The following is a 25237-nucleotide window of genomic DNA, read 5'->3' on the forward strand; positions in this document are numbered from 1 at the left end:
GCGGCTATTTCTGCCGGCGCATCGCCTCGGCCAAGGCGGCGGCCAGCGCGCCGTCGGCGGGCTTTGAGGGCTTTTGCTGCGTCGCGCGGCGCACGTCGGCGGGCGAGGCGCTGGATTGCGGCGGGCGCGGGCCCGAGGGGCGGGCGGCGCCGTCGTCCTTGCGCATGGTCAGAGCGATGCGCTTGCGCTTCACATCCACCTCCACAACGCGCACCTTCACCACATCGCCAGCTTTCACCACCTCGTGCGGGTCTTTGACGAATCGGTCCGCCAGCGCCGAGACATGGACCAGCCCGTCCTGATGGACGCCGATGTCCACGAACGCGCCGAACGCGGCCACATTGGTCACCACCCCTTCCAGCAGCATGCCGGGCACGAGGTCCTTCATGTCGTTCACACCGTCCGCGAACGTGGCGGTCTTGAATTCCGGGCGCGGATCGCGGCCGGGCTTTTCCAGTTCGGCCAGAATGTCCTTTACGGTGGGCAGGCCGAAGCGCTCGTCCACGAACAGCTTGGGATCAAGCGCCTTCAGCGCCGCGCTGTCGCCCATGAGCGCGCGCACGTCGCGGCCGCAGGACGAAATGATCTTCTTCGCTAGGCCATAGGCCTCGGGATGCACCGATGAGGCATCCAGCGGCTCGGTGCCGTTGGTGATGCGCAAAAATCCGGCGGACAATTCGAACGTGCGCGGGCCGAGCCGGGCGACGTCCAGCAATTGCTTGCGGCTCTTGAACGCGCCCACCTGGTTGCGATGCGCCACGATGGCTTCGGCGAGCGAGGTGCCGAGCCCGGAAATGCGCGCCAGCAGGGACGGGGAGGCGGTGTTGAGATCGACGCCGACCGCGTTCACCGCATCCTCCACCACCGCGTCCAGGGCCTTGGCGAGGCGGCTCTGGTCCACGTCGTGCTGGTATTGGCCGACGCCGATGGATTTCGGCTCGATCTTCACCAGTTCCGCCAGCGGATCCTGCAAGCGGCGGGCGATGGAGACCGCGCCGCGCAGCGAGACGTCCACATCCGGCATCTCGGCGGCCGCCGTGGCGGAGGCGGAATAGACCGAGGCGCCGGCCTCGCTCACCACCACCGTCTTGGGCTTGGGCGCCGGCAGTGCGGAAAGAACGTCGGCCGCCAGCTTCTCGGTCTCGCGGCTCGCGGTGCCGTTGCCGATGGCGATCAGCTCCACATTGTGCTTGCGGATGAGGTGGGCGAGTTCCGCGCTGGCGCCGGCAATGTCGTTGCGCGGCTGGAAGGGATAGATGGTGGAGGTGGCGATCAGCTTGCCGGTCTGGTCCACCACGGCCACCTTCACGCCGGTGCGAATGCCGGGATCGAGCCCCATGGTGGCGCGCGCGCCGGCCGGCGCGGCGAGCAGCAAATCCTTCAGATTGCGGGCGAACACGCGGATCGCCTCTTCCTCAGCCCGCTCGGTCATGGTGGTCATGAGGTCGATGGAGAGGTGAAGCGAGAGCTTCACCCGCCAGGCCCAGCGGGCCACATCGCGCAGGAAGGCATCGCCGGGCCCGCCAGTGGCGGAGATGGCATAGGCCTGGGCGATCATGCGCTCCACCGGCTTGATGGGGGCGGGATCGTCCGCATCCACGTCGAGATCGAGCGAGAGCACCTCTTCGTTGCGCCCGCGCAGCATGGCGAGCGCCCGGTGGCCGGGCACGGTGGCCCAGCGCTCGGAATGGTCGAAATAATCGCGGAATTTGGCGCCCGCCTCTTCCTTGCCCTCGATCACCTTCGCCTTCAGTACCGCGTTCGCCTGCATATGGGCGCGCAGGCGGCCGATGAGCTCGGCATTCTCGGCGAAGGCTTCCACCAGGATGTCGCGCGCGCCATCCAGCGCCGCCTTGGCGTCGGGCACGTCTGCACTGAGGAAGCGGGCGGCAAGCTCGGCCGGTACGCTGGCGCGGTCGGCGAGGATGGCGTCCGCGAGCGGCCCGAGGCCGCGCTCGCGGGCGATCTCCGCCTTGGTGCGGCGCTTGGTTTTGTAGGGTAGATACAGGTCTTCCAGCTCCGCCTTGGTGGCGGCGGCGGCGATTTTCGCAGACAGCTCGTCGGTGAGCTTGCCCTGGGCGGAGATGGATTTCAGCACGCTCTCGCGCCGCTGCTCCAGCTCGCGCAGATAGGAGAGGCGCTCTTCCAGCGTGCGCAATTGGGTGTCGTCGAGGCCGCCGGTGGCTTCCTTGCGATAGCGGGCGATGAACGGAACGGTCGCGCCTTCGTCCAGCAGCCCCACCGCCGCATTCACCTGCGCGGGCCGCGCCGCGATCTCGCGGGCGATGATCTGGGCGATCTGGTCGGAGGTGGCGGCCATGGGGGCTCCTGCGATGTTCGGGGCGCCCTTGTATGCGGATTCTGGACCGCACGCCAAATCGCCCCGGCCCATGGTCGCAGACCGGGCCGGCTTTGCGAAGCGCGGCGCCGCGGTGCCACATGGCTAGGAAAAGGGCGCGTGGCCTGTGGCCCCGCGCCCTTTTCAACCTACGGTCCGCGCCGGGTCGGTTCCGTACCGGCTCAGTGCTGGCGCGGCGGACGATGGGCGCGCACCCAGCGGGCGCGGAAGATGAGGAATACCAACATCAGGATCGCCACTCCCGCCAGCAGAGTGCCCCAATTGCTGAGGATGTGCATGATGCGACCCAACGTATCGGTGCGTTCCCCCTGCTCCTGGGTGGCCGGCGCGTGGGTGTCGAGCTGGACGATCGGCCCATCGGAGGTGAGCACCGTGAGGTCGCCGCGGCCGAACTGGAACGGCCGGTCGAGATCCGGCGCGGTGGCGCCGAGGGTGCGATACATGATGCCACGCTGGCCGCCGGCGGCGACCGCCTGCACCACGCCGGCGCCGGTGACGCCGGAGATATTCAGCAGCACCTCGCTCGGCCGCTCGCGCAGGACCAGGCGATCTTCCGCAACCGTGACCTTGGAACTGGCGCCGGCCACATTGGTATCGAGCGCGAGGAACGTGCCTTCCGGCCGTGCCTCGGCATCGTCGGCCACCACGTTGAGCCGCGCGCGCTCCGGCGAAATGCCGGCTGCGGCCGCGACCGCGACCATCTGCGGCAACCGCGACGCGCCCGCCTGCAGATAGGCCTGCGGCACGAAGATTTCCGCCTTTTCAGCCAGATACGGCACGATGCCGACGAAATCCTCGGTCTTCGGCGCCGGCTGCAGCATGACCCGGCTGGAGGGCAGGACGGCGACCGGGAACGGCTGCGGGGTCTCGCGGCAGCGGTCGCTCATGGGCTGGCGCTGGAACGAGACGCGCAGCACATTGCGGGCGGTCAGCGCATATTCGGGCACCGCCACCTTGATGGTCTCGGGCTGGCCGTTGGCGGTGAGGTTGCGGGCGCCGAGGAGATAGTCGTTGAGGAACACCGAGGCGATCGGCGCGGTATCGCCCGCTCCTGGCGCCGCCGAGACATCGACAGCGAACGCGGATGGCACGCGCCCGCCGGTGACGACGGTGGCGAGGTCGAAGCCGGCGCTCCAGTCGCCGCGCGCCAGAACGTCGAACGAACCGGGCGTTCCGCCAAGGCGGGAGAGCGGCACTTCGGCGGCATTGACGAGGTCGGGGCTGGCCGCGGTGACGGCGCGCACGCGCGGCACCACCAGCATGCGGCGCCACAGATCGGCGAGAATGCCGGCGGCCGGAGCTCCGGCATTGGCGGCAACGGTGATGACGGGGCGCCCGGCGAGGATCGCGAGGCTGACGTTCTGGTCGGCGCCTGGTTCCGACACGCCGGTCCGGGCATTGCTCCATTTGTCGTAGGTTTCGAGGGCGCTCGGGCTCGCGGTGCGGATCTGCTCGCGCAGGGCGGCGAGGGCATTGGAGATCGCGCCGGACAGGTTTTCATCGACGATGGCGATATCGGCGGCAATGGAGCCCGGGCCATTCACGACCAGCAGGGCACCGATCTCCGCCTCGTTGGCGATGCGGTGCTTGTCCTTGCCGGAAATGGCAGCGAAGGCGGGAACGCCGGCAAAGCCCGGCGGGACGTCGAGCTTGGTCAGATCCACCTCGTCGCCCACCTGGGGCAGGGCGACGATGCGGGCGCGGCGGCCGGCCCGTTCCATCACGCTGGCGATGCGCCAGGCGGTATCGAAAGCATTGCGCGAGAGCGGCGCCGACGGCACGAGCAGGACCGGGCGGGGCGGCAGTGCGCTCCAGGCGGTCACGATGTCGGTCACTGCCGTGCGATCGTAGCTATAGGTGAGGCGGGTCTCCGGCCCGATCTCGAAAATATTGCCGATGGCCCGCTCGTCCGCGCACAATTGCTCGGCCACCACGGAGGCCCACGCGACTCCCAATTCCATGAAACCGGTGCGGCGGGCCGTGGTCGCCACCGGGATTTCGAACAGGACGGCGCTCTTTTCGCCTTTCACCTGCCGGGAGACCTCGGGCGTGCCGTCGATTGACACGAGATAGGTGGTGCGCCCGCCGTCGCCGCGCAGATAACGGCCTTGGAAGTTCAACTGGGCGCTGTTGAGCGGCAGGTTGGCGGGCACCGGGAAAAACACCGAGCGGCGGGCGTCGAGGCCCGACAGGCCGATGGGCTGGAGAATGCCGAGGTCGGCCAAGGTGAGCGAGACCGTGACGTTGCCGTCACCGGCAATCCGCTGCATCGCATAGGCGACCGGATCGGTGGGTGGCGGCGTCAATCCGGGAGGGATGACGGTGGACGGCGGGACGGTCGGCGCCGCCGCAGTTCCCGGGTCCGCAGGCGTTGTCTGGCCCGCAGGGGTGGTTTGGGCAAAGGCGGGATGATCGAGCAGCGGAACCAGCAGTGCCGAGCACACCAGCACCACAGCCAAGCTCCCGCCGATCGCTGCGAGATGTCTCTTCGCGCCCTGTCCCGACATTCCCGCCCGTCCCCTTACCCGAACAGCGTCGCACACGCCCCCGCGACTGTTATCTATTTGCCGCCATCGCGTCACCAAAGCGATAACGCAAGACGCCTTCTTCGCGCCCTGCGGGGAAAAAAATCGCCGGCACGGCACATTAAGCTGCACTGGAGGCGAAGCTCAACCTTCAAAGGCCGAGGGCGCGCGCCCGCACAGCGTATCCACGATCCGCGCCGCGGCCTCTCCGTCGCCATAGGGGTTCAGACGCCTGGCGAAGCTGGCATAATGGGCGGGGTCGTCGAGTAGGCGCGAAACTGCGGAAACGATGCGCGCGCGGTCGGTCCCCACCAGCTCCACCGTGCCCGCCGTCACCGCCTCGGGACGTTCAGTGACGTCGCGCATCACCAGCACCGGCTTGCCGAGCGAGGGCGCCTCTTCCTGCACCCCGCCGGAATCGGTCAGCACCAGCGCGGCGCGGCGCATGAGATAGAGGAAGGGCACGTAATCCAGCGGCGCGATCAGATGGAGGTTCGCCAGATTGCCGAGGCGCTCCAGCACCGGGCCGCGCACGTTGGGGTTGAGGTGCACGGGATAGACGATATCCACGTCGCCCCGCGTGGCGATTTCGGCCAGGGCGTCGCAGATGGCGATGAACCCAGCACCGAAATTCTCGCGCCGATGACCCGTGACAAGGATCAGTCGCCGCGCCTCGCCGTAGCCGGCGAAGCGGGCGTCAAGCTCCGCCCGCAGCGCCGGGTCGGCGTCGATGCGGGCGAGGGTCAGGAACAGGGCGTCGATGACCGTGTTGCCGGTCACCAGGATGCGGCCTTGCAGGTGCTCCGAGCGCAGGTTCGCGGCGGCGGCGGGGGTGGGTGCGAATAAAAGGTCGCACAGGCGGTCCGCCACCTGGCGGTTCATCTCCTCCGGCCAGGGCCGGGCAAGATCGTAGGTGCGCAGGCCCGCTTCCACGTGCCCCACCGCGATACCCCGGTTGAACGCCGCGAGGGCGGCGGCGAGCGCGGTGGTGGTATCGCCATGGATCAGGACGCGATCCGGCTTCGCCTGCTCCAGCACCGGGTCGAGCTGCGAGATGATGCGCGCGCACAAGGCGTTCAGCGTCTGGTTGGGCACCATGACGTCGAGGTCGAAATCCGGCCGGATGCTGAACAGACCGAGCACCTGGTCCAGCATCGCGCGATGCTGCCCGGTGACGCAGACCAGGGAGGACAGCTGCGGCTCCGCCGCCATCGCCGCCACAAGGGGGGCCATTTTGATGGCTTCCGGTCGGGTCCCGAACACGCTCAATATCCGCATCTGACGCCCTTGGTTCGCAACTCCGACGGCGGATCGGGGAGAAAGCCGTGTCAGAGACGCCGCATCCGGCTAAAAGGAAAAAGTCGCGCCTGAAATTTGCACCGGAAACGGACGACGCCGCTCCAGATTCGAAACGCAGAACGCAATTCGCATGAAAAAGACTACTCAATTCTTTACGCGGCGGACCGCGCTGTATGCACTACTCTGTGGTGCCACCATTCCGCTGGTCGCTTCGGCGCTGATTTTGCGCCGCGCGCAGAGCCGGCTGGACGGGAGTTTCCTACAGATCTGGAAAGATGATCTCAAGCTCTCGCAGACCCAATGGGCCGAGCGAATTGCCACATTGCGCGCACTGGAGTGCGAGGACGTGGTCTTGCAATGGACTAGCTTCGGCGACGAATACCGAATGTCCGATGAAAGCGTGCTCGCCTTCATGGACCTCGCGTTCGCGGCCGGGCTGCGGGTGACCGTAGGATTGCCGTACGATCATCGCTATTGGAAAGTCCTGATGGGGCAGGAGCAAATCACCTTAGCCGCCTTCATGACCGAGATGGCCGAGGCTGGAGCGCGTTTTATTTCCAATACACCGTATTCATCCCACCCGGCCTTCGCCGGATGGTATGTTCCCTATGAAATAGATCAGTATAGCTGGAGAAGGCCGGAAGATCGGGCGCATCTGAAATCGTACCTTCTGCGCTTGCGCGACACGCTGGGTACGAAGGGGGCACCGCTCTCCATCTCCACCTTCTTTAGCCAATTGGAGGGAGCCGGCTACCTTACGGACGTCTGGGCGGATGTGCTCGATGCCGGTCTTGTGCGGCTGATGGTGCAGGACGGAGTCGGGGTCTACGGCATGGTGAATTACGAACGGCTTGCGCCCCTGTTCACACTGCTGCAGCAGCGCAAGGCGCCATTCGACCTGGTGCTCGAAGTGTTCACCCAATTGCCGGCGGAGCAACCGGGCGACCTGCGCCTCGTCCCCGCCAATTTCGAGCGGGTTCAAGCGCAACTGGAGGCCGCCGGGCGCATCGGCCCGACCCGCATCCTGGCGTTCGCGGTCTATCCCTACATGGCGGGTACCGATCCCAAGGCACAGGCTCTGGGCGCCGCCTATAAGCAAGCGGTGCTGAGCTGATCTGCTCCATAGCTGAGAGTTTTTCGGGCGCTCGACAAATTTAGGAAATGTTAATACATTGCTGAACTGCGCTTTTTACGCAGATATGTTTCTTTCGATAAGTATTTTCATTAGCCGGCGTTCAATATTTGCGGGTTTCAAAAAAACGTCGTGTTAATATTCGGTTGTGACGCCCCTCCTCTTGCCTGGGAGCCGGAGGTGAAGGGGTCGTGGTGCATCTTCAAGAAAGCCTGAGGAACTGTTCGCTGCGCCCTTCCGCAGCGGACGACGCGAGCCTAAAATAGCCATATGATTCTGCATAATTTCGCCGCACGGCATTGGATTATCGTCGCGATCATTTTGGTCGTCTGCGTCATGGCCTATCTCATGAGCTTCGCATGAGCCTGCGCGCCCCATGAGCCTGCCGGTCGCCCGCGCCGCCGACGATGCTGCGCGCTCTGTGGATCCGTTCGCGGTGGTGTGTGATCGGCCTTGGCTGGTGGCGCATTTTTCCGCACCGCGCCGAATGGTGAGCTGGTCGCTGAACCGGCCTGGCTTCGTCGTGGCGCGCAAGGTGGCGTGGCTGGAGGTGCGCGGCGCCGATCTCGCGCCGGGGCTCGATCCGGAACGCTGGTTCACGGAGCGCCTGGGCGCGGCGGGACATGCCGACGCGGTGGGGATGATGACGGCGCGCAATGTCGCGTGCCACCATCGGGCTCAGGCGGAGGTGGACGGCGTGCGGGCCGATTGCCTCATCACCCTTGGCCTCAACAATGGCGAGCGGGTGGGGCGCCGGTTCGAGGGACCCTGGCTCGGTCCCGGCACGATCAACATGTTGTGCGACGTGTCGGTGCCGCTGCACGATGCCGCACTGCTGGAAGCTGCTAGCCTCGTGACGCAGGCGCGCACGCTCGCCATCATTACTTCGGCTTACCGCCGCTCTGGCATGGCTGAGTCGGTGACCGGCACCGGAACCGATTGCGTGGTGATGAGTGCGCCGCCGGGACCGGATTCCGAACGGTTCGCGGGCATGCACACCGCGGTTGGAGAAGCGGTCGGCGCCGCGAGCCTTCGCGCAACCGAGGCCGCCCTGGTCGCGTGGCTGGCCCAGAACAGCGTCGCCTCAGACGCTTGAGGGGATCAAGGGAGTTCCAAGATGACGGCAGCAAACAAAGGCGCGGCGTCCCGCGCGCAGGCTGAGAAGACATTCGAGAAGCTGCAGGGCCGTGCCGCCGAGCCGGATGTCGCGACGCCCGAATATGAGAAGGACGCCGACGCCGCCCGGGCCAAGATGGCCAAGCTGAAGGCCCTTCGGGAGGCCCGCGAGGCCGCGGAGACTGCCCAGCGCAGCGCCATCCGCGACAAGGCGCGCCGCACCGCGCGCACCCGCGAACAAGCCTGAGCCCACGCTGCCGGCGGCCCGCACCCGCAAACCAATGCGCAGGAAGCGGCTTAATTTTCCAGTTTAGCCTCGGTCGACGATAGATTCAGCAGGTGCGTGTTGGCCATGGCGACGCCCCGCTTGCCGGCCTGCTTGACTTGATACATCGCCCGGTCGGCCGTGCGCATCAGATCGATGCCGGTGGCGCAATGGTCCGGGTAGAGCGCAATGCCGATGCTGGCGCTCACCTCCACCGTGACCGTTTCCTCATGGTCCGGCAGCAGATAGGGCAGTTGCAGCGCGTCGCACAGGCGATTGGCTTGGGCGAGGGCGATCTCCGCGTCGGAAACCCCGTCCATGATCACGGCGAATTCGTCGCCGCTCAGCCGCGCGGCCACGTCCTCGCGGCGAACGCCGTTGCGCAGCCGGTCGGCGATCGCGCACAGCAGGCGGTCACCGACGCCGTGGCCATATTGGTCGTTCACGCCCTTGAACCCGTCGATGTCGAGATAGAGCAAAGCGAAGCGCGTCTCGTCCACCGCCGCCTGGGCGAGCACGCGGTCCAGCCGATCCAGGAACAGGATGCGGTTGCCGAGACCGGTGAGGGCATCGTGGGTCGCCATGTGGCGCACCTGCTTCTCCACGCGGCGGCGCTCGTCGATCTCGGCTTCGAGCTGGCGGTTGCGCTGCGCCAGTTCGTTGAGCGCCGCCTTCAGCTTCAGCTTGGAGATGTGCAGCTCCAGGAACACGGTGACCTTGGAAAGCAGAATCGCGTCGTTGATCGGCTTGGCGATATAATCCACCGCGCCGAAGGTATAGCCCTTCAGGCGGTTGATATCGTCGAGATAGGTCGCTGTGACGAAGACCACCGGGATGTCGCAGGTGGTCGGATCGTTGCTGAGGTAGGAGGCAACCTCGAATCCGTCCATGTCGGGCATCTGCACGTCAAGCAGGATCAGGGCGAAGGTGTGCTCCAGGCACAGCGCCAGCGCCTCGTTGCCGGAATGGGCCTCGAAGATCTCGGCGCGGACGGAATAGAGCAGATGGCGCATGGCCACGAGATTGGCGGTCACGTCGTCGACGACGAGGATCTTCGGGCGGTCGATATCGGTCATGGCCGGCACATCCGGTTGAGGGCCGCCACGAGGCCCGGCAAAGGCGCGCACAGGTCCGCGCCCGCGAGGTCGAGGGCCGCCTGTGGCATGGTGGGGACACGAGCATCGGCGGGATCCTGGACCAGAGCCGTTCCGCCCGCCTCCCGGATGCGTTTCATTCCTGCCGCCCCGTCGGCATTGGCGCCCGTGAGCAGAACGCCCGCCAACCCCGGGCCATAGGCATCGGCCGCGCTCTCGAACAGCACGTCGATCGACGGGCGCGAAAACAGCACCCGATCATCGACAGACAACGAGAAGTGCCTGTCCCGCTCGATCAGCAGATGATAGCCGGGCGGCGCTACATAAGCATGTCCAGCTTGAATCCGGGTACGTTCCATTGCGGTTGTCACCGGCCACGCGCCAGCGCTTTCCAGCAAAGGAGACATCAGATCCTCCATGTCCGCATTGACGTGAATCACCACGATGACAGCGACTTGCAGGTCCGGGCGCAGGCCGGCCATGATTTCTTGCAGAGCAGCAGGCCCCCCTGCCGAGGCCCCAATGACGATGGCCTCCATTGCACCCTCAATATGTCGGTTTCAAGCGGTAGAGTTGCGTCGCGCCATCGATGAGCTGAAAGCGCTCCCGTGCCGGCGCCAGCGCAAGATTCTCCCGCGCGCCGACGCACAAGAACCCGGTCCGGACCAAGCTGTCCGCGAACACCTGGATGGCCCGATTCTGAAGCGGGGTCGTGAAGTAAATCAATACGTTGCGGCATAGGATCAGATGCGCCTCGCAGAATACGCCGTCTGTCACGAGGTTGTGCTCGGCAAACGCGATGTTGCGCATAAGCTGCGAGTCGACTTTGGCAAACTCATAGCGTGCATGATAATAATCCGAAAGGCTGTGGATGCCACCCGCAGCAAGATACCTTCCCGCCGCGTCGCGCAGATCGCGGGCGGGAAAAATGCCGGCCTGGGCCCGGGCGAGTGCGTCGGGCGAGATGTCGGTGGCATAGATTCGGGTGCGCCCGTAGAGGCCGGCCTCGGTCAGCAGGATCGCGAGGCTGTAGACCTCCTCGCCCCGGGCGCAGCCGGCCTGCCAGATGTTCACCTGGGGATAGGAGATCAGGGCCGGGAACACTTCGGTGCGCAGGCGCCCGAAGCTCGCGGCGTCGCGAAAAAATTCCGAGACCGGCACCGAGAGGCCGGAAATCACTTGGGGAAGGCGCGCCGGTTCGTGCAGGATGGCGTCGGTCAGGCGGCTGATGGTGCCGGTGCCGAAGGTGGTGACGAGATTGCGGATGCGTCGGGTCAGCGACGCCTTGCCGTAGCCGCTGAAATCATATCCGTGCCGCCGCCGCATCGCCTCGACGAACAGGTCGACCTCGATCGCCTCCAGTTCGGCTGGCGGTTCTGGCTTCATGGCCGCGCCAGCCACGTGCGGATCATGGAGAGCAGCTTGGGCACGTCGATGGGCTTGGAGAGATAGTCGCTCGCGCCCGCCGCGATGCACTTCTCGCGGTCCCCGCTCATCGCCTTGGCGGTCAGCGCGATGACCGGCAGATCGGCGAAGGCCGGGTTCTTGCGGATTTCGCTCATGGCCTCGTAGCCGTCCATCACCGGCATCATGATATCCATCAGCACGATTTCGGTGTCGGCATGCTCGGCGAGCTGGGACAGGGCCTTGGCGCCGTCGCCGGCCAGGATGACGTTGAGGCCCTGGCCGCGCAGCACCTTGGAGAGCGCGAAGACATTGCGCATATCGTCGTCCACCAACAGCAGCTTGCGGCCGTGGAGGTCGGCGTCTGGCGCGGCCGGAATAGCGCTCGGGGCATGGTGGACGCTGTGCAGGAATAGGCTCACCTCGTCCACCAGCCGCTCAGGCGAGCGGACGCCCTTCATGACGATGCTGTCGGTATGGGCGCGCAGGCGCAGACTCTCCTCCGGCGTCAGCTCCCGCCCGGAATAAATGACCACCGGCACGGTGCTGCCACGGGCCGCCAGTTCCTCGACGAACTGGAACCCCGACATGCCGGGCAGCCCGAGGTCCAGCACGATGCAGTCGACCTCGTGCTGGTCGAGGAAGGCGAGGGCTTCCTCCCCGGTGGTCGCCTCGCGCACCTCGGTGGTGGGACCCGCCACCAGCTTGCGGATCGAAAGGCGCGCGCCGGGATCGTCGTCGATTGCCAGCACCAGGCGCGGGCGGTCGGCGGCGAAATGCATCAGCCGCTCGAGGGCTCCGTTCAGGTCCGCCTGGTTGACCGGCTTGGTGAGGAATCCGACCGCCCCGGCCTCGCGGCCGCGCGGTCCCTCTTCAAGCGCCGATACGAAGTGCACGGGGATGTGCCGGGTCTGCGGATCCCTCTTCAGCGCCTCGATCACCTGCCACCCGTCCATTCCCGGCAGCATCACATCCAGAAGGATGCCGGTGGGCCGGCAGGTGCGCGCCAGTTCGAGCCCGCTTTCCCCGTCGCCGGCGGCGACCACGCGGTAGCCCTTGCGGCGCACGATGCCCATGAGCGAGCGGCAGAAGGTGGCGTCGTCCTCAATGATGAGGATCACCTTATCCCCCGGCGCCATCGATGTGCGGTCGTCAGGAATGAAGAGAGGCCGCGGCCGCGGCGCGACGGAGGCGACGGACGACGGCGATGGCGGCTGGATGCTGGCCTCGCGCTCGGCGGCGGCACGACCCTCGTCATCGGCGGCCACGGGCAGGACCAGGCGGAACGTGCTGCCGGAGCCCTCGGTGCTGGTGACCGTCACGTCGCCGCCCATCAGGTTCGCCAGCCGCCGGGAAATGGCAAGGCCGAGGCCGGTGCCGCCGTACTGGCGGCGGGTGCTGGCATCCACCTGTTCGAAGGCCTCGAAGATGGTGTCGAGCTTTTGCGGGGGAATGCCGATGCCGGTGTCACTCACGGCGATGGCGATCCCGCCGCCGGGGACATCCGCGCACGGCGTGATCGCTACCGCGACCTCGCCCTGGGCCGTGAACTTGAAGGCATTGCCGAGGAGATTGTTGGTGATCTGCTCCAGCTTGCCCTCGTCGGTGACGATGACGGCGGGGACATCCGGCGCGAGCGTGACGGTGAAAGTAATTTCCTTGCCTTCTGCGAGGTGACGGAAGTTGCGCTCCATGCGCCGCGCCAGTTCCGACACGCGCAGCGGCTCGCGCACCAATTCCATCTTGCCGGCCTCGACCTTGGAGAGATCGAGAATCTCGTTGATCAGCCGCAGCAGGTTGGCGCCGCTGTCGTGGATGATGGAAACCGCTTCGATTTGATCGTCGTCGAGATTGCCGCTGCGGTTTTCCGACAGGTCGTGGGCCAGAATCAGCAGCGAGTTCAGGGGCGTGCGCAATTCGTGCGACATGTTGGCAAGGAATTGTGACTTGTATTGATTGGCCCGCGCCAGGTCGTCGGCTTTGGCCTGGGTATCGACCTGAAGCTCGGACAGTCTGGTTTTCTGGGCTTCGAGTACCTCGGCGTTGCGGCGCAGGATGTCGTTGGTGCCCTGCAGTTCCTGCGCCTGCACGCGCAACTCCTCCTCGGAGGCGACAATGCGCTGGGATTGCTCGTGCAATTGCTCGTTGGTCGTCCGCAATTCTTCCTGCTGGCTGCGCAACTCCTCCTCGGCGGCGCGCAGTTCGGCGGTCTGCTCCTGGGTCTGCTTCAGCAGGGCGAGGGTGCGGCGTGCGCGCATGAGGTTGTCGAGGCTGATCGCGGCAAGAGGCGCCAGTTCCTCCACCAACGCGAGGCGGCGCCCTTCGAGCGGCTCAAAAACCGCAAGCTCCAGCACGCCCAGCAACTGGTCTTTGGAGACGATCGGCACGACGATCACCGCACGCGGCGAGGCCTCCCCGGTTCCGGAATGGATGCGGACGTAGTCCTCCGGCACCGGGCTGAGCACGATGGTACCGCGCTCGGCGGCGCATTGCCCGACCAGTCCCTCGCCCAGCTTGTAGGTGGGGCTGACGTGGCGCCGCTCCTTGTAGCCATAGCTGGCACGCAGTTCGAGCAGGGTCGTGTCGGGGTCGAAGCGGTAGAACACGCTCACGCCCGCGCCCACCATGGGCGAGAGTTGGTTGACCAGTTGCTGGGCGAAGTCGCGGGAATCGTCGACCTCCTGGAGCCTGCGCGAGATGCTGGCAAGCGCGGACTTCACCCAATTGTTGTCATAGGTCTGGATCGCCATGGACTTGAACACTTCCAGCGCCCGGCTGATGGTGCCCACCTCGTCGTGGCGGTTGAGGTGCGTGATGACGATGGAATGGTCATGGGCGGCGAGCCGCTCCATCAGCAGCGCCACGTGACGCAAGGGCGCTGCGACGAGCCGCGAGATCATGAAGAGCGCCACCACGGAGGCGCCCAGCGCCAGCAGCAGGGCCGAGAGGTTGATGACGGCGAGGATGCGCTCGCCTTGCTCGAGATCTTCCTGTGCGGCCTGGAGGCGCGCGGTCGTGGTGGCCAGCATCTGGTCGACGGCAGTGGCTATCGCGCGACTGCCGACGTCGGTCGATTCCGCCGAAAGGAAGGTGCCGAGGGCCGCACTCAGCTCATCGCCCTGCCGCCCGGTGCTGATGGTTTGCAGGATCGGCGTCACAACCGGGCCTGCGACCTGCTCGCGCCAGACGGTATCCACCGCATGAGCGCGCTCGAACTGGGCGGCGAGGATGGCGTCGTTCGAAGCCAGGGTCTTCACCATCGCCATTTGCTCGGAGAAGGCCTTGTCCGTCAGTTCGTAGTTCTGGAAATGCTGCTGGGTGGGTGTGAAGGCGGCGCGGATCAGCGCGATCTGGCGGCGGTTAATGTTCCGCGCGGTGGCATTGATCGCATTTATGAATTTGCCGAGTTGCTCTGCGCTGGCGCGCTGCTGGTCCATGCGCCAGACGGTGACGCGGGTTGCAGCGAGGGAGACCAGGAAGCAGGTCAGCAACAATGCAATGATGGCGACGATCTTGCTTTGGACGGACAGGTTCGCGAACCACCCGCTTTTAAGCCCGCTGTCCATCCTTATTCCCCATGCTCGATCTTGACCCGAAACAGATACGGACAATTGGTGAATTTTCCTATTGCGGCGCGGGCTTGACGGATGGCTAACCGCCAGTTCCGGTCGGCTGGGCGTGACGTGCGCCGTCGGGCCTGGGGACCTGGTTGCGGATAAATTGCGGCGCCGGCTCCTCATCGGGCTGCGCAGGGGTGCATTTGCCTATATGAGAGGGCCGTTGGATCGCAAGACAATGGATGGAAGATGAAGGGTGTCAAGAAGGCCGGGCTGACGGATCGGCTGGAGGCGCAGGCGAAGGCGCGTGCGGCGATGCTGGAAAAGTTCAGTACCCGGGTGAAGGAAGATGATCCGGAAGCGGCTGCGCGTCGCGCGGCGCGTGCAGAGCAGGCGGCGGCCCGTGCGGTCCGCGCCGCAGAGCGCGAACGCGAGAATGCCGCCCGTGCGGAGCAGGACGCACGCGAAAAGGAAGAGCGCGAACAGCAGCGTCTGCGTGACGAGGTGCAGGCTGCCGCGGACGCCGAACGCTTGAAGGCGGAAGCCGAGGCCGAGGAAGAGCGTCTGCGGGTCGAGCAGAAGGCCGCACGCGATGCGCGCTATGCCGCGCGCAAGGCCAAGAAGCGCTGAGCAAGAGACCGGTCCTTAAAAGGCCGGCCTGAAAGACGGCGTGCGGCGGTGATCTTGAGCCGCCGCAGCCGCTTGGCCTGCGCTTGGCCTCAGGCAGCCGGTCGCCCGCGCGGCGCAGTCCGGGGCTGCTTCCGGCTGCTTCTAACGCTTGGTTTCGGCCGGTGGGCAGGTCTCCTGCGGCGCCGCGTCGTCGGCGCCGCGCTTCACGATCTGCGCTGGCGGGTCGCTGGCGGGAAAGCTTTCCTCCAGCGCCTCATCGAGCGCGTCGGATTCCGCCTCGCACGTCTCCTCGGCCGGATGCTCGGGCGCGGCCTTTTCAGGGCCCGTGATGGCGTGAGGTCCGCCTATGGCGGGTGGATCGCTGGCCGGGAAGCTGTCTTCCAGGGCCTTGTCCAGCTTGGCATCGGCCTTCTTGTCAGGGCCCGAACCGGTCCGCTGTCCCATGGTCGCCTCCATCGTTCTATGCGCGCGCGCAATGCCATTTGCGGGCCGCGCAGCCACGCTCAAGCATAACGCGGGTGCGGTAACTCTGGTTCCTCAGGGAGACATGAGCAAGACCGCTACCGGCAGATGCGGCAACAGCGCCGAGATTGGCGTGCCCTCCATGAGGTCGAGCGTCCCGCCGCCGCCAAGAGTGTCGTAACGGCCGAGAAGCCCCGGCGGCACGACGAGCCTGGTGTCCTGCCATTGCCTGGCCGCCACCAGCGGCAGCCCCTCCGCGGGATCGAGGAGGGAGGCGCAGAGACGGCTCGCGATCACGACCAGACGAAGATCGCCGTGCCGGCGGGCAAATGCGATCGCCTGGTTCGCGCAGGGGCCGGACACCTCCAGGGGCAGATATTCCCCATGGGCGAACAGATCGGGATGGGTTGCGCGGGCCTTCAACAGCACCGCGATGAGGCGCTGCTTGACCCGCCCGTCGCGCCACTGGGGCAGAAGCGCCGCCGGGCCATCCCCGCCGGCCAGTGCGGCCTGCCGCGTGCGATAGTCAACCGGCCGGCGATTGTCGGGATCGACCAAACTGAAGTCCCAAAATTCCGTCCCTTGATACAAATCCGGCACACCGGGCACTGTATATTTGAGCGTGACCTGGGTCAGGGAATTGAGCGCCCCTACCGGGGCGAGGCGTGCCGCCAGCGCGGCAATGCGCTCCCGCGCCGGCCTGCCGCGCGCGTCGGTGAGGATCAGGCGCAGCAGGGCATCGCAGGCCGCCTCGTAATCGGCATCGGGAAACACCCAATTGGTCTCGCGCTTGGCCTCGCGCAACGCCTTGAGCTGCCAGGACGACATGCGTTCCTGCAGGCCCTCCAGGCGGGCGATGTCGGCCGGCCCGAGGTCGAGCGGCCAGGCGCCGATCAGCGACTGGTAGAGCATGACCTCATCGGCGAGGCTCGGCTGAGGCATGTCCACGAGCGCCTCGCGCAGCGGCGCGGCTGCGGCGATGAGCTCGGCGAGGACGTTCGACCATTCCTGCGGAATTTCGCTCAGCACCGCGAGCCGCATGCGGCTGTCTTCGCCGCGCTTGTGGTCGTGCGTAGCGGTGGCAAGCATTGCGGCCGGAAAAGTCGCGCCCCGCGCCGCCGTCAGCTCGTGGAAGCCCCGCGCCGGCAGCGCCAGCATGGCCGGGTCGGAGCCGACTTCATTGCGCGAAAGCAGCCGCCCGTAGCGATAGAATACCGTGTCCTCCACGGCCTTGGCCGCGATGGGGGCGGTGAGTTGCTGGAATTTTGCGATCGCATAGGCGCGGGTCCCGGCCTGTTCCATGTCGCCGCCGAGAGCGCGCGGCGCTTCCCCGCCGAGCCAGCGGTCCAGAAGGTCGAGCACGGGATGGTCGATGGGCGCTAGGCGTCGGCGCGCCTGAGCCAGGGCCTGGGAGAAATAGGTCCAGTCCTGCGCCGAGCGACCGCTGGCATCAGCATAGGTGCGATAGACCGGGAACGCCACCACCAGCTCGCTCAGGGCGCGGCGGATGGCGGCAAAGGTGATGTCGCGGGTGTCGAGGTCCTGCTGGGCAACCTCGTGCAGGGCGCGCGTGGCGGTCTGCATCTCGGTGCCGAATCCGTCCCGAAGGATCTGCCGGCGAGCCGCCTCCATCTGGGCGGAATAGGTGCTGGCATCTTGCGTCGCCTGGCCCCAGACCTTGTCCAGCGCCTCATCGGCGGTGCCGTCGTGGAGCACGGCGGAGACCTCATCCATGAAGTCGTAGCCGGTGGTCCCATCCATCTGCCAGGCCGCAGGCATGGCCTCGCCGGTATGGAGAATCTTCTCCACCACCACATAGCCGCCTGGCGGCGTCCCCTCCGGGCGTCGCGCCTCCAGGGCTTCGAGCCTGCGCTTGAGCCGACGACAATAGGCCCCGGGATCGGCGATGCCGTCCACATGGTCGATGCGCAGCCCGTCGATGAGGCCGTCGCAATAGAGCTGGAACACCAGGGCATGGACGATCTCGAACGCGTCGCCGCGCTCGACCTTCACCCCCGCAAGGCCGGTGATGTCGAAGAAGCGGCGCCAGTTGAGGTCATCATTCGCCGTGCGCCACCAGGCGAGGCGGTAGTTCTGCTTTTCCAGCAACCCATGCAGCCGCGCGCGGCCGGCTTCGTCCCGGGGGTCGAAGGCGGCCAGAGCGGCGACGGCCAGCCGCTCTCCTTCGCGCGTCAACATCAGCGCGAGCCGGTCCTTTTCCGCCTGGATCTCTGCCTTGGGCGTCGCGGGATTCTCCAACGGGCCGAACCCGCCAGCCAGTTCGCCGACCAGTTCCGGATCGGCGGCCCCGAGCACGTCGCCATAATGGCGTGGGCACAGGGGAAAGACGTGGTCGTGATGGCGGAAGTGAAAGGCGCCACGCGCGGCGTCATAGGCAAGGCGGATCGCACCCGCCGTCAGCGCCTCGCCGTAGGACCGGTCGAGGAACGGCGCCATGACCTTGCCGGTCAGGCGGGTGTCGGCCGGGGTCCAGTCGATGTCGAAGAAATCGCGATAGGCGCTCTCGGGCCCCCATTCCAACACGTCGAGCCATATGCCGTTGTCGGCACCGCCGACGCCCATGTGGTTGGGCACGATATCGAGGATCAGCCCCATGTCGCGCGCCCTGAGCGCGGCCACCAGCCGGCGCAGGGCCGCTTCCCCGCCGAGTTCCGGGTCGAGTGTGCCGTGGTCGACCGTGTCATAGCCATGGCGCGAGCCGGGGCGGGAAGTGAGCAGAGGAGAGGAATAAATATGGCTGATGCCGAGATCGGCGAAATAGTCCACGAGCGGGATTGCGGCATCGAGCGGGAAGTCGCGGTGGAACTGCAATCTCACCGTGGCGCGGGGCGGGGTCATTCGGCAGTCCTCGCGGCGTTGAGCGCATCGAGGCGGCGCGTCGTCGCCGGGTCCTCGAGCAGATGGGCGGCCTGGAGCCCAAGGCGGCGGCGCCAGTTCGGATGCTCCTGCACGGTGCCGGGCAGGTTTGGCTGCTCGGGGAGAGCAAGGGCATCCTCGATCGGTACCACCACCAGCGGGGCGGGGGTGCGGCCGAGGAAATCGAATGCCGCTTCCAGCACCCGCTCGCCCTGGTCGGGTTGTGGCGGTTCCTCGGTGCCCATGGCGGCCCACAGACGGGCCCGGTCTTCCGCCCGGCCGGCGCGCTCGCTCTCCTCGGTCTGGCCTTCGGCCAGCAGGCCGGCGGGTGTGCGCCAGTCGATGTCGCGCCCGCTCCACCAGCCGGTGACTGTCGGCAGATCGTGGGTGCCGGTGACGGCGATGGCATCGCTTGAATAGTCGCGCGACGGCTTGAAGCGGGTGGCCTCGCGCTCGAACCACAGCACCCGCATGCCGAGGATGCCGCGCGCAGCCAGGCGCTCGCGAAAGCCGTCGGGTACGGTGCCGAGATCCTCGCCGATGACGATGCAGCGGTGGCGATGGGATTCCAGTGCCACGAGGCGGGCGAGATCGTCAAAGGGATAGGCGAGATAGGCGCCGTGGGACGGCGGCGCGCCGTCGGGCACCATCCAAAGGCGGGACAGGCCCATGATGTGGTCGATGCGCACACCGCCGGCATGGGCCATCGCGGCCCGCAACATGCCGAGGAAACTGGAGAACCCGGTGGCGACGAAGGCGCGCGGAGAAAAGGCGGTGAGCCCCCAGGTCTGGCCCACGGAGTTCAGCAAGTCCGGCGGGGCGCCGATGGAGCAGCCGATCAGCATTTCCTCCTGGCGGCTCCAGGCCTGGCTGCCGCCCCCATCCGCCCCCACCGCGAGGTCGGAGATGAGCCCGACGTCCATCCCGGAGGACCGGGCGGAATCCTGGGCCTGCGCGAGCCCCCGGTCGGCCACCCATTGCAGGAAGGCGTGAAACCGCACCTCTTGTGCGTTGCGGCGCGCGAAGCCGGCGACGGCGGGACCGCGTGGGTCGCGGAACCCCTCCGGCCAGCCGCGCCAGTGCCATTGCCCATGCCCGTCGCCGAATTGGCGCGCATGGAGGGCCTCGAACACCGCGTGGTCGCGAAGCCCCTGGCCGCCCGCGACGAGGAACGCCTCGAACTCGCTCATCAGTTCGGCCTCCCTCGGCAGGGTGGTCTCGAACAGGTAACGCAGCAGAGCGATCTTCGCGGCGCCGGCCTTGTCCCATTGCACGAGATCTGAGGCTTCGAGCGAGGTGCGCAGCGGGCCAAGATCCAAAGCCGCGATCGCCGCATCGACCGCCGGGCCGCCGAAGATCAGACCCGGATCGGAATGGAGCGGATTGAGGAACAGCCGGCTTGAGGGGGAATAGGGACTGAAATGGGCGGGGTCGGCCGCGAACGGCGCATGCACCGGACTCAGCACCAGAGCCGAGGCACCGGCATTGGCGGCCTTCACGGCCAATTGGGCGAGGGCGGAAAAGTCGCCGATCCCGCCATCACCGTCGCGGCGCAGGCCATAGATCTGCACCGCCAGCCCCCACAGGCGGGGATCGCTGCGGTGGGCCGCATCGGCGAGGCTGAAGGCGCGCAGCGGCGCGACCGCGAGCGTGGTCTGGGCATCGCCGAGGTTCAGCTGGTGGTACCCGGGCATGTCGATGGCAGGAAGGGCGATGGTCCCGTTCTCCACCTCCGACTCCCCCTCCACGAGCCCGCCCCCTTCGAGCGCCACGCGGTAGCGCATGCGCAGGGCGCCCGGCGCGGCGGGGATCCGGATCGGCCTGCCGGCATCGAGGGTGATGAGCGGGGGGAGGGCCTGCGCCTGCGACGCGCACTGGCGCGCCGCGCTTTCAGCGATCGCAGATGGGGTGTCGGCGGGCAAATCGAGGGATTTAAGCAGGCGGCGCAGGACCTCGTGCGGCACCGCTTGCGGGCGGCCGAAGGCGTCGGTCCAGAAAGGCGAAATTCCGGCAAGCCGGGCCAGATCGAGAAGGGCGTCGTCCATGGAACAGGCCTTGATAAGAAGAAATACGCGGGAAGCCGCGCGGGGCGGACGGTGCGGCTAGGGCGGCGGGTCCAGATGGGTCGCGAGCAGGCGCACGCTCAGAGCCGAGACCAGTGTCTCCCCCTCGATCGGGCGCTGTTCGGAAACCATGCCGGCGGCACTGTCCACCAGCAGCCGCCACATGCTGTCCGGCGCCGGCAGGTGGAAGCGGACCGCATGGTCCTTGGCATTCATCATCAGCAGCAAAACGTCGAGGCGACCCGGCGGCACATCGCCGACCATGGCTGCCGGCCCAGCCCGACGCAGGGCTAGGGTGTGCCCGCCGTCCGCATGCCATGCCTCACCGTGCAACTCCACGCCGCTTTCGTCGAACCAGCCGATGTTCCGCACCCCCGGCGCGAGTTCCGCGTGGCCGTGGAGAAAATGAGGCGCGCGCAGGATGGCGAAGCGGCGGCGGATTTCGGCGAGGCGCGCAAAGAAGGCGGTGAGCGCCCGGCCGTCCGGCGCGCGGGCGCGCTCCCAGTCGATCCAGGACACCTCATTGTCTTGGCAATAGGCGTTGTTGTTGCCCTTTTGCGTGCGGCCGAACTCGTCGCCGGCGAGCAGCATCGGCGTGCCTTGGGCGAACATGACGGTGGCCAGCATGGCGCGTGTCACCTGCGCCCGCGTGTCCACGATAGCGGGATCGACGGTCGGACCCTCCACGCCCCAATTGGCGCTGAAATTGGCGTCATGGCCGTCGCGTCCGTCCTCGCCATTGGCCTCGTTGTGCTTGTGCGCATAGGAGACGAGATCGGCGAGAGTGAAGCCGTCGTGCGAGGCCACGTAGTTGACGGATGCCCAGGGCTTGCGAAAGCGCCGGTCGAACTTGTCGCCGGACCCCGACAGACGCGCGGCGAGATCGCCGCTCCGTCCGGGCTCGCGGGACCAGAAGCGCCGCACCCCGTCGCGGCAGGCATCGTTCCATTCGGCAAATCCCGGCGGCATGCAGCCGAGCTGGTAGCCGTCAGGTCCAATGTCCCAGGGCTCGGCGATCAGCTTGCAGCGCGAGAGCACCGGGTCCTGGCGCACCGCGTCGAAGAAGCCGGAGCCGGGATCGAAGCCCGTGCCCTCGCGCCCGAGGGTCACGCCAAGGTCGAAGCGGAACCCGTCGACACGGAAGGCGGTGGCCCAATAGCGCAAGCTGTCCATCACCATCTGCAGCACGCGGGGATGGGAGAGATTCACCGTGTTCCCGCAGCCGGTGTCATTGATGTAATGGCGCTCGTCGCCCGGCACGAGCCGGTAATAGCTGGCATTGTCGAGCCCGCGGAACGACAGGGTCGGGCCGAGTTCATTGCCCTCGCAGGTGTGGTTGTAGACCACATCGAGGATCACCTCGATGCCGGCGGCATGCAGGCGCCGGATGGCCGCGCGCATCTCGTGCAACGATCCCGTGGAGAGGAAGGCCGGCTCCGGCGCGAAGAAGGCGAGGGTGGAATAGCCCCAGTAATTGCGCAGGCCGCGCTCCAGCAGGAAGCGATCCTGGAGAAACGCATGCACCGGCATGAGCTCAATGGCCGTGATGCCGATCTTGAGCAGATGCTCGATGAAGCGTGGATGGGTGAGGGCGGCGAAGGTGCCGCGCTCGTGTGCGCGCACATCGGTGCGGCCCATGCTGAGGCCGCGCACGTGGCCCTCGTAGATCACGGTATCTTCCCACGCCACGCGCGGGGGGCGCTCATCGCCCCAGTCTGTCGCCTCGCCCACCACCACCGCCTTCGGCATGGCGGCGGCACTGTCGCGCCGGTCGATGGAAAGATCGGCCCGCCCGCCGTGGATGCGATAGCCGAACAGGGCGTCGGACCAGCGCAGCGGCCCGGTAAGCTGGCGCGCGTAGGGGTCGAGCAGCAGCTTGGCCGGGTTGAACCTGTGCCCCTGCGGGGGATCGAACGGACCGTGGGCGCGATAGCCGTAGACCAGCCCCTCGAAGGCGCCTGACAGATAGCCGTGCCAGACCTCGTCGGTGCATTCGGGCAAAGCGAGCCGGGCCACTTCGCGCCGGCCGGAGGGTTCGAACAGGCAAAGCTCGATCTTCTCCGCATTGGCGGAAAAGACCGCGAAATTGGTCCCGAGCCCGTCGGGAACGGCACCGAGGGGATAGGGCCGGCCCGTCTCCAGACGATCGGGCAGCGGCGGCAAGGTCATGACCTGTCCTTCGGCCGCAGGAACAGGGCGGCGAGGGGTGGAAGGTTCAAGTTCAGCGCGAACGGCTGGCCGTGGCTCTCCTCCGCGCGCGCCTCCACGGCGCCGAAGTTTCCGACCCCCGAGCCGCCGTAATCCACCGCGTCGGTGTTGAGCACCTCGCCCCACAGGCCACCTGCGGGGACGCCGATCCGATAATCGTACCGCGGGACCGGCGTCATGTTGGCCACCACCAGAACCGGGGCGCCATCATCGGCAAAGCGGAAGAAGGCAAAGACCGAATTGTCGATGTCGTCGCCGACGATCCAGGCGAAGCCGTCGGGCGTCGTATCGCGTTCGTGCAGCGCGGGGGTATCCCGATAAAGGGCATTGAGGTCGCGCACCAGCTTCTGCACGCCGCGATGGAGCGGGTCGTCCAACAGATGCCAGGGCAGTTCCGCGTCGTGGTTCCACTCGGTCGGCTGGCCGAACTCGCAGCCCATGAACAGCAGCTTCTTTCCAGGGTGGGCGAACATGAAACCGACATAGGCCCGCAAATTGGCCATGCGCTGCCACTGATCGCCCGGCATGCGGCCGAGCAGAGAGCCCTTTCCGTGCACCACCTCGTCGTGGGAGACGGGCAGCACGAAGCGTTCGGAGAAGGCGTAGACCAGCCCGAAGGTCATGTCATGATGGTGGTAGCGCCGGTGGATCGGCTCGTAGCCGATATAGTGCAGGGTGTCGTGCATCCACCCCATGTTCCACTTGAAGTCGAAGCCGAGGCCGCCGAGCGCGACCGGCGCGGTCACGCCGGGCCAGGCGGTGGATTCTTCCGCCACCACAATGGCGCCCGGCGCCTTCGCATGGACCGTCTCGTTCAACCGCCGCAGGAACGCCACGGCCTCCAGATTCTCCCGTCCGCCATGGATGTTGGGTACCCATTCGCCCGACTTGCGGGAATAGTCGCGGTACAGCATGGAGGCGACCGCATCGACGCGCAGCCCGTCCACGTGGAAGTGCCGGAGCCATTCCAGCGCGCTGGCGATGAGGAAGCCGGAGACTTCCGAGCGGCCGAAATTGTAGATCAGGGTGTTCCAATCATGATGGAACCCTTCGCGCGGATCGGCATGCTCGTAGAGCGCGGTGCCATCGAACTGCGCGAGGCCATGGGCATCGCTCGGAAAATGTGCCGGCACCCAATCCAGCAGCACGGCGATACCGGCGGAATGGCAGCGATCCACGAAGCGGGCGAAGGCATGGGGTGGTCCGAAGCGAGCAGTGGGAGCAAACAGGCCAAGCGGCTGATACCCCCAGGAGCCACCGAACGGGTGCTCCATCACCGGCAGCAATTCGATGTGGGAAAAGCCCATGTCGGCGACATAAGGGATCAACCGATCCCCCAGTTCTTCCCAGCTGAAGCTGCGCCCGTCGTCGAGATGGCGCATCCATGAGCCGGGGTGCAGCTCATAGATGGAGATCGGCGCCTGCGCACTCTGGCGTTCCGCGCGCCGGCCCATCCAGGCGGCATCGGTCCAGTGGAACGGCGTGGGATCGACGACGATGGACGCAGTGGCGGGAGCGAGTTCCGCTGCCCGCGCCACCGGATCGGCCTTCAGAGGCAACAGGTTTCCGTCCGCGCCCAGCAACTCGAACTTGTAGCGCACCCCCGCCCCGAGGCGTGGGATGAAGATTTCCCATATGCCGGCTGCCTGGCGCAGACGCATGGGATTGCGCCGGCCATCCCAGCCGTTGAAATCGCCGACCACCGACACCCGGCGGGCGTTGGGCGCCCATACCGCGAAGCGCACGCCGTTGATGCCGTCCACTGTGACCACATGCGCGCCGAGTACGTCCGACAGATTGTGGTGCGTACCCTCGCCGAGGAGATAGAGGTCGAGGTCGCCCAGCAGCGGCGGGAACGCATAGGGGTCCTCGCTCTCCTGCAGGCTGCCGTCGCCCCAGCGAATGCGCAGGCGATAGCGCGGAGCTGAGGCCCCGCCCCGGCCTCCGTCCCTGGGCTCGATCTTGCCGGCAAACACACCAGCCGGATGCACCTGCTGAAGCGAGGCAAGACGTGCGCCGGTGACCGGATCTACGGCTTCCACATCCCGCGCCCCAGGCTGGAAGGTCCGCAGCACGAAGCTACCATCGACGCCATGGGGACCGAGCAGCGCGAACGGGTCGCCATGCCGGCCCTGGACCAGGGCCTCCATTGCGCCGGGATCGACGACGAAATCGGGATCGATGCGCTCAGCGACACTCATGATAGGTCTCCAGGCTGGCGCGGCGTGGCGGGACGCCAGCCGCAG

At 66.9% G+C, this 25237-nt stretch carries 16 protein-coding genes; 4 read left to right on the top strand and 12 right to left on the bottom strand.

Going from position 1 to position 25237, the window contains the following annotated elements; all coding sequences use genetic code 11:
* Window positions 1-4 precede the first annotated feature (4 nt).
* The 3 genes from V5F77_RS02840 to wecB form a co-directional block, all read right to left on the bottom strand.
* Complete coding sequence (locus V5F77_RS02840) at window positions 5-2320, bottom strand: Tex family protein (protein WP_429003810.1); 2316 nt, start codon at window positions 2318-2320, stop codon at window positions 5-7.
* Window positions 2321-2520: 200 nt separating this feature from the next.
* Window positions 2521-4866, bottom strand: coding sequence for a hypothetical protein (locus V5F77_RS02845; RefSeq protein WP_429003811.1), 2346 nt, complete (start codon window positions 4864-4866; stop codon window positions 2521-2523).
* A 162-nt stretch (window positions 4867-5028) separates the two neighbouring features.
* Window positions 5029-6162: a non-hydrolyzing UDP-N-acetylglucosamine 2-epimerase gene (gene wecB, locus V5F77_RS02850; protein ID WP_429003812.1), complete on the bottom strand. Its 1134-nt coding sequence runs from the start codon at window positions 6160-6162 to the stop codon at window positions 5029-5031.
* Between the two features lie 151 nt (window positions 6163-6313).
* Here wecB and V5F77_RS02855 point away from each other — a divergent pair, with 151 nt between their 5' ends.
* From V5F77_RS02855 to V5F77_RS02865, 3 genes are all read left to right on the top strand, one after another.
* Window positions 6314-7297, top strand: coding sequence for a DUF4434 domain-containing protein (locus tag V5F77_RS02855; RefSeq protein WP_429003813.1), 984 nt, complete (start codon window positions 6314-6316; stop codon window positions 7295-7297).
* Window positions 7298-7691: 394 nt separating this feature from the next.
* Entirely contained in the window at window positions 7692-8411 is a 720-nt protein-coding gene (locus V5F77_RS02860) for an adenosylcobinamide amidohydrolase (RefSeq protein WP_429003814.1), read from the top strand.
* A 21-nt stretch (window positions 8412-8432) separates the two neighbouring features.
* Complete coding sequence (locus V5F77_RS02865; protein WP_429003815.1) at window positions 8433-8678, top strand: hypothetical protein; 246 nt, start codon at window positions 8433-8435, stop codon at window positions 8676-8678.
* Between the two features lie 50 nt (window positions 8679-8728).
* Here V5F77_RS02865 and V5F77_RS02870 read toward each other — a convergent pair whose 3' ends face one another.
* From V5F77_RS02870 to V5F77_RS02885, 4 genes are read right to left on the bottom strand one after another with little or no spacing between them, the layout of a single operon-like run.
* Window positions 8729-9772: a response regulator gene (locus tag V5F77_RS02870; protein WP_429003816.1), complete on the bottom strand. Its 1044-nt coding sequence runs from the start codon at window positions 9770-9772 to the stop codon at window positions 8729-8731.
* Window positions 9769-10329 (bottom strand): chemotaxis protein CheB, encoded by a 561-nt coding sequence (locus V5F77_RS02875; protein ID WP_429003817.1) that lies wholly within the window; start codon window positions 10327-10329, stop codon window positions 9769-9771. Before V5F77_RS02875 ends, V5F77_RS02870 begins: the two co-directional genes overlap by 4 nt.
* A gap of 7 nt (window positions 10330-10336) precedes the next feature.
* Window positions 10337-11176: a CheR family methyltransferase gene (locus tag V5F77_RS02880; RefSeq protein ID WP_429003818.1), complete on the bottom strand. Its 840-nt coding sequence runs from the start codon at window positions 11174-11176 to the stop codon at window positions 10337-10339.
* Window positions 11173-14760, bottom strand: a complete 3588-nt coding sequence (locus V5F77_RS02885) for a response regulator (protein WP_429003819.1) — start codon at window positions 14758-14760, stop codon at window positions 11173-11175. The genes V5F77_RS02880 and V5F77_RS02885 overlap by 4 nt, the downstream gene beginning before the upstream one ends.
* A 240-nt stretch (window positions 14761-15000) precedes the next feature.
* On the opposite strand from V5F77_RS02885, the gene V5F77_RS02890 reads away from it, so the two are divergent.
* Window positions 15001-15381 carry a DUF6481 family protein gene (locus V5F77_RS02890; protein ID WP_429003820.1) on the top strand — a complete coding sequence of 127 codons (381 nt, stop codon included), beginning with the start codon at window positions 15001-15003 and terminating at the stop codon, window positions 15379-15381.
* Between the two features lie 141 nt (window positions 15382-15522).
* On the opposite strand, the gene V5F77_RS02895 is transcribed toward V5F77_RS02890, so the two are convergent.
* The 5 genes from V5F77_RS02895 to glgB all read right to left on the bottom strand — a co-directional run bounded on the left by V5F77_RS02895 (window position 15523) and on the right by glgB (window position 25192).
* The gene (locus tag V5F77_RS02895) at window positions 15523-15825 is read right to left on the bottom strand and encodes a hypothetical protein (protein ID WP_429003821.1); all 303 of its coding nucleotides are present in this window, start codon (window positions 15823-15825) and stop codon (window positions 15523-15525) included.
* A gap of 93 nt (window positions 15826-15918) precedes the next feature.
* Window positions 15919-18702: a malto-oligosyltrehalose synthase gene (gene treY / locus V5F77_RS02900; protein ID WP_429003822.1), complete on the bottom strand. Its 2784-nt coding sequence runs from the start codon at window positions 18700-18702 to the stop codon at window positions 15919-15921.
* Complete coding sequence (gene malQ / locus V5F77_RS02905; protein WP_429003823.1) at window positions 18699-20765, bottom strand: 4-alpha-glucanotransferase; 2067 nt, start codon at window positions 20763-20765, stop codon at window positions 18699-18701. The genes treY and malQ overlap by 4 nt, the downstream gene beginning before the upstream one ends.
* A 57-nt stretch (window positions 20766-20822) precedes the next feature.
* Window positions 20823-22952, bottom strand: a complete 2130-nt coding sequence (gene glgX / locus V5F77_RS02910) for a glycogen debranching protein GlgX (RefSeq protein ID WP_429003824.1) — start codon at window positions 22950-22952, stop codon at window positions 20823-20825.
* On the bottom strand, window positions 22949-25192 hold the full coding sequence (gene glgB / locus V5F77_RS02915; protein ID WP_429003825.1) for a 1,4-alpha-glucan branching protein GlgB: 2244 nt from the start codon (window positions 25190-25192) through the stop codon (window positions 22949-22951). The genes glgX and glgB overlap by 4 nt, the downstream gene beginning before the upstream one ends.
* Window positions 25193-25237 lie beyond the last annotated feature (45 nt).

The sequence above is a fragment of the Roseixanthobacter psychrophilus genome, assembly GCF_043195195.1.
In the GTDB taxonomy this organism is placed as follows: Bacteria; Pseudomonadota; Alphaproteobacteria; order Rhizobiales; family Xanthobacteraceae; genus NCEH01.